The organism is Pseudomonas kielensis (assembly GCF_014236655.1).
In the GTDB taxonomy this organism is placed as follows: domain Bacteria; phylum Pseudomonadota; class Gammaproteobacteria; order Pseudomonadales; family Pseudomonadaceae; genus Aquipseudomonas; species Aquipseudomonas kielensis.
In genome coordinates this window covers 1-10,494 of sequence record NZ_JACMYG010000061.1, presented here as the reverse complement: position 1 = coordinate 10,494, position 10,494 = coordinate 1, and the positions used below count along the sequence as shown (strand labels likewise).

Annotated in this window: 9 protein-coding genes and 7 pseudogenes; 9 read left to right on the top strand and 7 right to left on the bottom strand. The window is 56.1% G+C overall.

The window, feature by feature from the left end; genetic code table 11:
• Positions 1–36 precede the first annotated feature (36 nt).
• From merD (H7995_RS28605) to H7995_RS28600, 8 genes and pseudogenes are all read left to right on the top strand, one after another.
• Positions 37–400 (top strand): annotated as a pseudogene (gene merD / locus H7995_RS28605) (mercuric resistance transcriptional repressor MerD).
• Complete coding sequence (gene merE / locus H7995_RS27770) at positions 397–633, top strand: broad-spectrum mercury transporter MerE (protein WP_137807363.1); 237 nt, start codon at positions 397–399, stop codon at positions 631–633. Before merD (H7995_RS28605) ends, merE (H7995_RS27770) begins: the two are co-directional and overlap by 4 nt.
• Before the next feature lie 128 nt (positions 634–761).
• Positions 762–1,001 (top strand): EAL domain-containing protein, encoded by a 240-nt coding sequence (locus tag H7995_RS27765; protein WP_425312262.1) that lies wholly within the window; start codon positions 762–764, stop codon positions 999–1,001.
• A gap of 132 nt (positions 1,002–1,133) precedes the next feature.
• A complete protein-coding gene (locus H7995_RS28965; RefSeq protein ID WP_202879048.1) occupies positions 1,134–1,454 on the top strand; it encodes a thioredoxin family protein in 321 nt (106 codons plus the stop codon).
• A gap of 140 nt (positions 1,455–1,594) precedes the next feature.
• On the top strand, positions 1,595–1,924 hold the full coding sequence (locus tag H7995_RS27755; protein WP_202879044.1) for a heavy-metal-associated domain-containing protein: 330 nt from the start codon (positions 1,595–1,597) through the stop codon (positions 1,922–1,924).
• Positions 1,921–2,814 carry a transporter gene (locus H7995_RS27750; protein WP_057978926.1) on the top strand — a complete coding sequence of 298 codons (894 nt, stop codon included), beginning with the start codon at positions 1,921–1,923 and terminating at the stop codon, positions 2,812–2,814. Before H7995_RS27755 ends, H7995_RS27750 begins: the two co-directional genes overlap by 4 nt.
• Positions 2,815–2,823: 9 nt before the next feature.
• Positions 2,824–3,807 (top strand): NHL repeat-containing protein, encoded by a 984-nt coding sequence (locus H7995_RS27745; protein ID WP_057978928.1) that lies wholly within the window; start codon positions 2,824–2,826, stop codon positions 3,805–3,807.
• An 809-nt stretch (positions 3,808–4,616) separates the two neighbouring features.
• A pseudogene (locus H7995_RS28600) lies at positions 4,617–4,916 on the top strand (group II intron reverse transcriptase/maturase); the annotation flags it as partial.
• Here the strand turns inward: H7995_RS28600 and H7995_RS27740 are convergent.
• Both H7995_RS27740 and H7995_RS28995 read right to left on the bottom strand, forming a co-directional pair.
• Positions 4,880–6,465, bottom strand: a pseudogene (locus H7995_RS27740) (Tn3 family transposase); the annotation flags it as partial. The pseudogenes H7995_RS28600 and H7995_RS27740 overlap by 37 nt on opposite strands.
• A gap of 33 nt (positions 6,466–6,498) precedes the next feature.
• Positions 6,499–6,825 (bottom strand): annotated as a pseudogene (locus H7995_RS28995) (DUF4158 domain-containing protein); the annotation flags it as partial.
• 17 nt (positions 6,826–6,842) lie between these two features.
• On the opposite strand from H7995_RS28995, the pseudogene H7995_RS27735 reads away from it, so the two are divergent.
• Positions 6,843–8,022, top strand: a pseudogene (locus tag H7995_RS27735) (IS3 family transposase).
• 10 nt (positions 8,023–8,032) lie between these two features.
• Here H7995_RS27735 and H7995_RS28960 read toward each other — a convergent pair.
• The 5 genes and pseudogenes from H7995_RS28960 to merD (H7995_RS27715) form a co-directional block, all read right to left on the bottom strand.
• Positions 8,033–8,182, bottom strand: a pseudogene (locus H7995_RS28960) (DUF4158 domain-containing protein); the annotation flags it as partial.
• Between the two features lie 186 nt (positions 8,183–8,368).
• Positions 8,369–9,010 carry an organomercurial lyase MerB gene (gene merB / locus H7995_RS27730; RefSeq protein WP_057978932.1) on the bottom strand — a complete coding sequence of 214 codons (642 nt, stop codon included), beginning with the start codon at positions 9,008–9,010 and terminating at the stop codon, positions 8,369–8,371.
• A 313-nt stretch (positions 9,011–9,323) separates the two neighbouring features.
• Positions 9,324–9,509: pseudogene (locus tag H7995_RS28765) on the bottom strand (DUF3330 domain-containing protein); the annotation flags it as partial.
• A gap of 148 nt (positions 9,510–9,657) precedes the next feature.
• A complete protein-coding gene (gene merE / locus H7995_RS27720; protein WP_185819297.1) occupies positions 9,658–9,894 on the bottom strand; it encodes a broad-spectrum mercury transporter MerE in 237 nt (78 codons plus the stop codon).
• Complete coding sequence (merD, locus tag H7995_RS27715; RefSeq protein ID WP_057978985.1) at positions 9,887–10,249, bottom strand: mercuric resistance transcriptional repressor MerD; 363 nt, start codon at positions 10,247–10,249, stop codon at positions 9,887–9,889. Before merD (H7995_RS27715) ends, merE (H7995_RS27720) begins: the two co-directional genes overlap by 8 nt.
• Positions 10,250–10,494: the final 245 nt, after the last annotated feature.

The following is a 10,494-nucleotide window of genomic DNA, read 5'->3' as shown; positions in this document are numbered from 1 at the left end:
GTCCTGTTGCGCGGGTTGAGGAAAAGGAGGTGTTCAGTGAGCACTTATACAGTTCCCCGCTTAGCACATGGCGCGGGCGTTAGTGTGCATATCGTGCGCAATTACATGCTGCGCAGGTTGCTGCTACCGTTAGCACGAACTTCGGCGGACATTGTCTGTTCGACAAGACAGCCTTGCGGCGCTTGCGTTTCGTGCAATCCTCCTTTGAGGCTGGTATCGGCCTGGACATGCTAATGCGCTGTTCCGTGCGATGGACACCGAAAATAGGAAGGCTGCGACAGTGCAGCTTGTTGACATACGCAAGCTTGTTGAGTGCCGCTGTCAGGCGCCCGCTGGCCTGGATGCGCAGTTGGTAGAGCAGTCGAGCGAAATGGCACATGAAACAGCGGTTTTGACATGAACAATCCCGAGCATTTGCCCGATGGAGCAGGTAAGCCAATCACCGCTCACCTATGGGGTGTGCTTGCGGTTCTATCGTGCCCCTGCCATCTACCCATTTTCGCCATTGTTCTGGCTGGTACGACAGCCGGCGCCTTCATTGGTGAACACTGGGGTATCGCGGCACTCGCACTGACCGGTTTGTTTGTCCTGTCCGTGGCACGACTGCTACGAGTCTTCATGGGGCGATCATGAGCGATATCCCACACGCCGAATGGACTACGGCGCAACTGGCGTAGGTGGTTGTGTGCGGGCAGCTTTAGCTGCATTACCAGCCGATTGTCGATCTGCCCAGAGACAAGATTGCCGGCGCGGAAGCACTGGTGCGCTGGCGGCACCCAAGTCTCGGCTTGTTACTGCCGGGTCAGTTCCTGCCCGTGGTGGAATCGCCCGGTTTGATGCCGGAAATTGGCACATGGCTGCTACACGAAGCCTGTCGCCAGATGCACGACTGGCTACCTCTGCAATGGAGGCCGTTCCGTCTGGCCGTCAATGTATCCGCACGCCAAGTCGGAGCAGATTTCGATGGTCAAGTGCCGCCGATTATTTGGAGATCGGGCTGACCGAAACTGAAGTCCGCGCGTCTACGTGAAATCTGTAATTCATTGCTAGGTTCAGACCTGGATTTTAAATAGAAATGCGTTTTTTGGACCTCTTTTCAAGGTTTCAACCAGCGCCGGAGGTTTTCACACAGCCTGTATGGTTGTTCGTTCTCGCGCACCGTTACCTCATTAACCTGGAGAAATATCACGACTACCAAACGCAAAGTCGAAGTTTTTAACGCGGGCTGTCCCGCCTGCCAAACCGCCATCGAATTCGACAATCACATCGCATGCAGTTCGTGTGATCTCTCAACTCTCGATATGAACGACATCAATGTGGCGAAACGTGCCCATGATCTGGGTGTCCGCTCGGTGCCAGCAGTCGCCATAAACGGCCAGTTGGCTTCGTGTTGTTGTTCAGACGCTGGCGTCGAAGAGCAGGCGCTTCGCGCCGCGGACCTCGGTCAAGCCTAGACAGCATGCACGGGAAGGGTTACGGCCGCTCCCCGGATGCCGCGCGCCAGTAATTTCTTTGGATAAACGCTTGACCTTGGTGCTTACTCCAAGGGTTATCGTTCTTATGTCCCTATTGACTTTAAATGACGGGAGATATCATGAATTTCAGAGCATCAACACAGCGTATGTTTCTCACATTGACCATCGCCCTGATGGCAACCGGCGTACTGGCCGCACCGCCCACCTACCGGTTGTACGTAGACGGCCTGTCCTGTCCGTTCTGCGCCTATGGCATCGAGAAAAAACTGAACGCCGTCGAAGGCGTCGAAAGTCTTGAAACCAACATCAAGGACGGCACTGTGACCGTCACCATGAAGAACGGCGCACCGCTCAACGAGGCCGCAGCTAAACTGGCGGTAAAAGCTGCCGGTTTCAGTCTACGCAAACTCGAACCGGTTCAATCCGCCCCGGCGGAACAGACGAAATGAAGGCCGTGCTGAAGACAGGGTTGGCGACGTTTTGCCTAACGGCTGGAACCGCATGGAGCGCGCCGATCACCTTCAACACGGCGCTGCCAGTGCGCGAAGGTGGCTACGTCCTGCGCGAGCAGTTTGTCTTCATGAAGAGCGCCGACGACCCGACGCCGGCTGGGCGCGACATGGAAGCAAGCGCCCTGGTATCGGTGCTGGGCTATGGCGTGACGCGGGACTTCGCGCTGTTCGGCATGCTGCCCTGGTTCGACAAGCGTCTGGACATGAGCAAGGGCGGGCAGGATCTCACCCGGCAGAAATCGGGCGTTGGCGATCTCACGGTGTTTGGCCGCTACACCGCCTATGAATTCAACGCACAGGGGAAAACTTTCCGTATCGCACCGTTCCTGGGCGTGAAGGCACCAACTGGTGAGGATAATGCCCGCGACGGTGTGGGGCGCTTGCCTCCGCCGGTCCAACTTGGTTCCGGTTCATGGGATGTGCTCGGTGGTGCTGTGCTCACCTATCAGACGCTGGATTTCGAGATCGACAGCCAGGTGAGTTACAAGGCCAACACCGACGCCAACGGCTTTCAAGCTGGTAATGTCGCCAGCCTCGACACCTCATTCCAGTACCGGCTGTGGCCGCGCAGCTTGGGCGCGGGTGTTCCCGCTTTTCTGTATGGAGTGCTCGAAGCCAATCTCGTGCATTCGGCCCGGGATCGCAGCGGCGGAGCCGACGACCCGAATTCGGGGGGCACCACGCTGTTCATCACACCCGGACTGCAATACGTGACCCAAAAATGGATAGTGGAGGCCGGCATTCAGATTCCCGCCAGCCAGCATCTCAACGGCACGGCGCTGAAGAACGATTACGTTTTCACCACCGGCTTTCGCGTCAACTTCTGAGACCAAACCATGCAATTTCGATCGGCAGCCAAATGGGCTAAAAATATCGTGATCGCATCGGCAGCGCTACTCGCTGCCGGTTGGCTGGCCTTTGTGCCGTCGGCCAAGGAGCCGCCCTACACCTTTGTGACGGCGTGGGGCGAGAAAGGCGGCGCGCCCGGCCAGTTCAACGACCCAACCGGAATCACCGTCGCCGGCGACGAAGTGTTTGTTTCCGACTCGCGCAACGGCCGCATCCAGGTCTTCGACCTCGACGGACATTTCAAGCACCAGTTCGGAACGCCAGGCAAAGATGTAGGCCAACTCGGCCGCCCGATGAATCTCACAATTCACAGCGGTGAGCTTTACGTCGCCGAGTATTTCAACGACCGGATTCAGGTGTTCGGGCTTGACGGCACGCCGAAGCGGACCATCGGAAAATCGGGTAATGGTCCCGGCGAATTCAATGCGCCGGGTGGCGTAGCGGTGGCACCGAACGGCGACCTGTTGGTCCCGGACTTCTACAATCACCGCGTGGAGCAGCTCAAGCCGAATGGTGAATTTGTGCGTCAATGGGGCGTCACCGGTGAAAAGGGACACATGGCCGGTGCGTTTATCTATCCGACCGATGTCGCGCTCGACCGGAATGGCACGCTCTACGTCGCGGACGGCTACGCCAACCGCATCCAGGTCTTCGATACTGCGGGAAAGCCGATCAATCAGTGGGGTGGCCCTTTCGCCGTGGGTATCCCTGGTCCGTTCAATGGCTGGTTCAAAGTGGTTACCGGCATCGCCATCGGGCCGACGGGCGATATCTTCGCTGCCGATTTCTACAATCATCGAATCCAGAAGTTCAGGGCCGACGGAACCTTCCTGACGAGCTTCGGTGGCAAAGGCAGCGGGCCGGGGCAGTTTGACCACGTTATCGCCATTGCCGTAGCGGGCGACGGAACGATATTTGCGGTCGATTTCGCCAATAACCGAATCGAGAAGTGGACTTCGAGAAAGCCTTGACCATGGTGCGTACACCAGGGTTTATTCTGGTGCGCCAGGCATGGCGCGTTGCGCGCAAGCGCAACCAGCTTGGCTGTGGCGGCCTCGCTGGTGACTTGGAGGTGCAAGTCCTCTACACACCCAGCAAGGGGAAGTGTTAGCCAGAGGCAAGGGTGTCGCGGGCGACTGCGAATCCGAAGGAAGCCCGAGGCAAAATGCTGGCCTGACGAACAGGAAGCGGATGAGGCGGCGCAGCGGGGTGAGGTAGCCAAAATTGCCAAAGCCCGCTACTTGCGTGTGTCACGAACGCTGGCGTAAGCCAGCGATGCTGTATCGAAGATGGGAGTAGGCCTCCCGAAGTCCGCTTGCAGGAGCTGGCTTCAAACCGCCCGGTGCTGCTGCGTTCAAAAGGCGTGGTGGTGAGCGACCGTTGGAAAAGGCGCCGATAACGGCGTCAGGTACGTATTGAGCAGATGAGCGAAAGCAAACCGTCCGAAGACGCATCGTTAAGGGCTCAAGCGCTGTCAGAACCGAGGCTGGCAAGTAGCCTTGGGAGCAAGTCTGGAGGACACCTGCTTACCGTCCAGATGGCAGCCGGTGTATAGGCGGCATGAGCTCAATACAGGCTTTGATATGGAACGTGAGAACCTCGCCTTTGATGCCAAGGGAAATGACAAGCGGCTATCACCGCAAGGAAGAATACCGATGCAAAGGCCGAGGGGCGGAGCCATTCGTAGTAGTGATGAAGTTCTTGTAATGAGAATGGAGCGAAGGGATGGCGTTGCCCAGCTCGCTTATGTCGTCAACCGGCTTCGGCGGGGAAGAGCGGCATGAGCGCAGCAAAGTCGTACAGCATTTCCAAACTGACAGTTTGGGAGGCCTTCCAGCGAGTGAAAGCCAATCGAGGAGCCGCTGGGATAGATGAACAATCTATTGCCCAGTTCGAGCAGAAGCTGCAACGGAACCTGTACAAGGTTTGGAACCGCATGTCGTCGGGTTCCTACTTTCCACCGCCAGTGCGGCAAGTGGAAATTCCGAAGCAATCAGGAGGTAAACGCAAGCTGGGTATTCCGACAGTAGCCGATCGGGTGGCTCAGACTGCCGTCAAGTGCCCACGAATTGAACCCGCGGCCTGCTGGAAAATGGAGTCCTTGATCCAGGGTTCCGGTGGACGCTTGAGGCTGAGATTGAATTCGCCAAAGCGTTTGACGTTGCTGGTCAGGTAGGGACTGAGAAACGATACGTCGTCATCAGTAAACTGCCAGCCGTCACTGGCGAGCTTCTGCAGGATGCGCATCATGTCGACGGTGTTCTGCAAGATCACTGAGGAAGCAATCATATCGTTGTAACGCAAGCGCTTCTGTTGCTCATCTGGATCGTTCTCGGCGATGACATCTCCGCCGAAGGACAGCCACTTCGAGAAACCGTTGTAGGACTCGATCTTGTTGGTATTGGCTGTTACTTCTTGGCGTAACTCACGGTTGCCAATCCATTTGAGCAGGAACCAGCCTCATTAATCGACACGTCGCCACGACAACTGGGAAATTTGTCATCCAATTGCTGAGCGGTACTCTCCAGTTGCTCCTTCAAACTGGCAACAAACTCTGTGGCTGTACTTGGCAGCCCGACCTTTTCGCAGTACTCCGGCAGACGAGCCAGACACTCATCCCAACGCAGTAACTGTTTGCGGTAGTCAGCAAACGACTCCGAGCCAAGGACACAGATATCGCCAGAGCGAAGTTCGCTGGCCAGATGGGAAAAAACGCAGACTTCCAGGAAGCGCCGATTGGTCGGTGGCCCTTCGCTGGCGGCGCGACGCACAACTTTGATCCAACGATCCGAGGCGAACGACAGGTCCACATGCTCGTCGATCCATTCCCGATGCAGGATCTCGTTGGCCTGGACCAAGTGCAGAGCCTCGATAAGCGAGCGATCCTGGGTTGTTGGCTCCAGTTGCAGCAGATGACTCAGGCGGAACAGCAATGATCGATGGGACTTAAAATGCTTCCAGAGTAACGGGAGATAGTTACTGCCGCCTGTGGCCTGGACTTCGGCGCAGGCCTCGCGAAGGTGATCAAGATTCCCTTCGGGGGATAGATACTCGCGAATCAAGCTGCCGGCTTCCTGATCGCTTGGTTCTTGGCTGAGAATCTGAATCACACCATCCAAGGTGGCCACGAGCAGCTCTAGTTTCTTGCGCTGACGCTGCTGGATTTGCTCCAACTCATCTTTGGCCCGCTTGTGGATGGTCGAGATCCTCTTGATAAACATCTCCGCGAGATGGTCACGAGCCCGAATTCTCATCTTGTAGATCAAAGCGAGCATCAGCGTAAACCGCTTGGGAAGCGAGCAGTCCAGCAGTTCAAAGACGTCTGAGGCAGCAGCTAACGGGGAAAAGTGACGAATCTTAGGCTCAGTTACGCCTTCAAAAACGGCATCAACGTCCCCGAATTCTTCAAGCCAACTTAGGTGATCAATCAACACCTCTAGATGCTTGCGTGAAGGTTTTCTTGGCGCCTGCTTCAATGCGTTGAAGTCACTCTGACGTCGGCCAAAATCCGTCACCAAAAGCTCTTTCAACTGGTGGATAACCTCAATGGGGGTTCTGTTGACTACTTGGTTGAATATTGCCTCCAGAGACTGGGCATGAACCCTTTCGGCAAGATCATTGAGGGTAGAGTACGCAGGGAGCTCATAATTTTGACGAGTCAGTTCCTCAATCACGGAGTTGATGATGTCGGCACGTTGGTCAAGCAAGAACGACATTGCTTTGGCATGGCGCTCAGCGACGTCTATAGCATCTGATCCATAAAACGCGATCACCCTGAGACGCGTCCGGACTGCGTTCATGTGTCGATACTGCTGAACCCACTTGTACTCCGCGAGTCTCACCGTGCTGCGCTGACCTAATTCACCACGAATGAAATCCACCACTTGATCAGGCACGTCGGTAAGGTCAGGAAAAAACCGAAGTAGCTGGAAGGTCTTGAACTGTAGTGGTCTAATTTCCCCGGACACCTCGATAAGTGGAAAATACATCTATCGAGGAGTTTTTCATGACCAACAAACGCAGGACATTCGACGACAGCTTCAAGCTGCAAGTCGTGAAGATGATCAAGGACCAAGGGCTGACCGTTCCGCAGGTTTGCGGCGATCTTAATATTGGCGAGACAGCCGTCCGGCGCTGGGTTCAGCAGTACGAGGCTGAACAATTGGGACAGGCCGGGATCGGTAAACCGCTCACACCTGAGCAGCAGCAGATTCGGCAGCTGGAGCAGGAAAACCGCCAGCTCAAGATGGATAACGATGTATTAAAAAAAGCCACCGCCTTCTTTGCCCGCGAGCTGAAGTAACGTATCGATTGGTTCGGCAGCTGCAACAGAAGGCTTATTCGGTGGCGTATGTCTGTCGGCTGCGGGGCATCAGCCGATCCGGTTTCTACGAGGCTAACAAGCGCGCTGAAGCGCCAGCATTGATTTGTCCCGTTACTTTACAACTCAAGGCGTCGTTTGCTGCAAGTGGCGGCTGCTATGGCAGTCGCCCGTTGCGTAAAGCGTTGCGCGCCAAGGGCATGGAAATAGGCATTTATAAAATTCGTCGCTTGATGCGGGCCAACGGCCTGCGTTCGGCCTGGAAGCGTAAGTTTGTGGACACGACCGATAGCAAGCACGACCTGCCGGTTGCCGAAAATGTGCTGAATCGCCAATTCGAACCCGAGGCGGTGAACAAGGCCTGGGTGGCGGACATTACCTACATCCGGACCCGTAGCGGCTGGCTGTACCTGGCCGTGGTACTGGACTTGTTCTCACGCAAGATCGTGGGTTGGTCCATGGCCCCGAACATGCCCGCCGATCTGGTGTGTAGTGCAATGCAACTGGCAGTTGCTCAGCGTCAACCGCCACCGGGCCTGATCGCCCACTCGGATCGCGGTAGCCAGTACGCCAGCGCAAGCTACAGAGCGTTGCTGGCACGAAATGACATGCAGCAAAGCATGAGTCGTAAAGGTAACTGCTGGGATACTCAGTGATGGAGCGCTTCTTCCTGAGCTTAAAAATGGAGCGGGTATGGCGCCGCGATTACGCCAACCACGCCGAAGCGATACGTGACATCACGGAATACATCGTTGGGTTTTACAACAACGAGCGGCTGCACTCGAAACTGGGATATCTGCCACCGACCGTTTACGAGCGTGCGATGGCGTCGGAACCACCTATCAAGGTGTCTGGAATTAGTTGACCACTACAAACAAGACCGCAAGGTTGAGGTGAAAGGAGGCCTTGGATTTGCTTCGTACACACTTAAGCTCATCATCTGAAAAGGAAAATTCTCGCTGTAACTCAGCTTTCGAATACGCCTTTGACAGAGAGGGGTACGCCGTGTGCTCTACTGAAGCCATAGGACCTCCTTTCTAAGGGGAGCCAGAAAAGATAGTCCAAGCACAGGGATGTAGTGGTTGATTATTAAAAAACCATTAAAAACATATCGTTACTGGTGAAGTGAGTGAATTTTACCTTATCTCGTCATGACCCCATATGGACGCTGACGCGCGCGTCCTCAGCCAATCTGGATATGGTGTAGACATTCACGATGGGGCTTGTCCTGCAGGACCTAACAATTTGCAACCGATCGCGTGCCCCAGACGAAATGCTTCCTCAACACTCACAACAATCACCGTCTCGCCGTGTTGCGACATCCACTTGCCGGCCAAAGCGGCAGAGGCGAAAAAATGCACATGGCAGCAAAAGGAGCGGCGGATATCGGACGATTCATCCGGCAGCAGTAGCGATACCACTGCTTCCGCAGGCTCAATATGACTGACTTGATCCGGTGTCACGATGAGCGACACTGGCGCTCCTGTCGCGGGGCAGCGCGAAAGCACGCGCGCCTCCTTGCCAATTACCGCGGGGAACATCAAGGAGTCCAGCGCACACCAGGTGTAGAGGCGTCGGCCATCGATTTCAAAGGCATGAGGCGTCTTGCGCAGCGTCAAGCCATAGCCGACGATATTCCCCTCCTCGTCGTTCTCGGTGCCGGGTATCTGGTCAAGTGCCGCCGCGACTCTTTCGGTAGACCAACCGAGCGCAGCTCCAAGTGTCTCTCGTGAAACTGGACTTCCCAAGGCAATCTGGCGAAGAAGAGCAACGAAGAGTCCCGCGAAATCATCTGTGCTATTGTCAGACGAGAGACTTTCAATGATTTTGGTGATGTACAGCGTGGTTTCCATGGTTCATGTCCTATTTCACTGCTGTTTATCCGGCGCACGAGGATAGCTGTGTCACATCCTTGGTGAAGGTTTGCGCGGCGAGCTTCAGGCCCTCGACCACCGTCAGATTGGTGTAACGGCTCGCGTTTGAAATCGGCCGGGCTCGCAATCGATACCATTTCCAGCTCAGATTAACTGCGACTGACGAAGTCCTAGGGCTCACATTAGCTACGAGCGAGCTTGCATTTAACGTCAATGGGCTCACTCTTTCAGCAATTAACCAGAGCCACTTTCCAGAGGCAAAGCGAATTAGTCGTCGTGACGGGTACTGACCTTTGGTGTAGGGGTGATCAGGCTCGGATGCCGCTCTCTTATCCGCGCGCGATATGAAGCGCTGATAGCATTCAAGGCCACAGAAGTGCACGACGTACTCGGTACCTTCCGGCGTCAGTGCGGCGTCAAGGGAAATTTCCTTGCAACATTCGCAGCAACTGATAGTGGGGGTGTCGTTTGCGTTCATGATGGGGTTCCTCCATCGTCCAAGAAAACCTAGTAACCCTTCCGCACCGGTGCACAGATCGACCTGCGGCTGGTAGTGCAGCAAAAATTCCCGACGCTCCCGAGCCTGCCGCAATTCGGCAGCGGAGACCGCACAGTGTCTGAGCTGGTCACGGCCGCTCCCGAAAGGCCCGCAGTGCCGCTATCAGGAAAAGGATGAAGAGAACTGCCAGCACGAGCGCAGCGAGGCTCCAATGTTCGCTGACGAAGGCCCCGGCCGCAGTCCCCGAAAGCAGCAATGCCAGCACCGGCAAATGGCAGGGGCAAGTGAGCGCGGCGAGCACACCCCACGTGTAGGCGCGCCAGCGGGGTATCTTGATTGATTCGGATTGGTTGGTGTTACGCATGGGTGTGACCTTCGACGGCGCGATGGGTTAGCCCGGCCAACTCCGTTTTCAGTGCGGCTAAAGCTGCCAGCCGTGTCGCGATTTGCCCAAGCAAGCGGTCGATACACCCGATCACATCGGTACTATCGTCCGCATCGAGCGCTCGACAGAGCCGTGCCAATTCGTCGAGCCCAATACCGGACACGAAGGCGGCACGCACGAAGCACAGCCGCGCCAGGGACCGCTCATCAAAAATGCCGTAACCGCTTTCCGTGCGCCGCGCGGGATGCAGCAAGCCGCGCAGCACATAATCGCGGACTATATGGACGCTGACGCCCGCCTCCTTGGCCAATCTGGATATGGTGTAGACATTCATCACCGACACTCCCGGTCTTCACCGCAAACTGGGGCGCTCAGATATTTCCTTCCAGCCAGGCGTTCAGGTAGCCAGATGAGTAACGGTGTAGCACCCAGAGCCAGTAGCAGCCTGGACACGACGGCAGGCAGCCCCCAGAAGCTGATCACCTGCCATGTCTTGCGTAGGCTGTCGCACCTGCCGAGATCGTCTGCCGTGTTGCTCATGTTTCAACCTCGCTCTCTCATTACCCTGCGCAGCAGGAA

Bases quoted from the DNA above. Each gene is read 5' to 3' on its own strand.
- merB (WP_057978932.1), bottom strand. From the start codon at position 9,010: ATGGAAACCACGCTGTACATCACCAAAATCATTGAAAGTCTCTCGTCT.
- merE (WP_137807363.1), top strand. From the start codon at position 397: ATGAACAATCCCGAGCATTTGCCCGATGGAGCAGGTAAGCCAATCACC.
- H7995_RS27745 (WP_057978928.1), top strand. From the start codon at position 2,824: ATGCAATTTCGATCGGCAGCCAAATGGGCTAAAAATATCGTGATCGCA.
- merE (WP_185819297.1), bottom strand. From the start codon at position 9,894: ATGCGTAACACCAACCAATCCGAATCAATCAAGATACCCCGCTGGCGC.
- merD (WP_057978985.1), bottom strand. From the start codon at position 10,249: ATGAATGTCTACACCATATCCAGATTGGCCAAGGAGGCGGGCGTCAGC.
- H7995_RS27755 (WP_202879044.1), top strand. From the start codon at position 1,595: ATGAATTTCAGAGCATCAACACAGCGTATGTTTCTCACATTGACCATC.
- H7995_RS27750 (WP_057978926.1), top strand. From the start codon at position 1,921: ATGAAGGCCGTGCTGAAGACAGGGTTGGCGACGTTTTGCCTAACGGCT.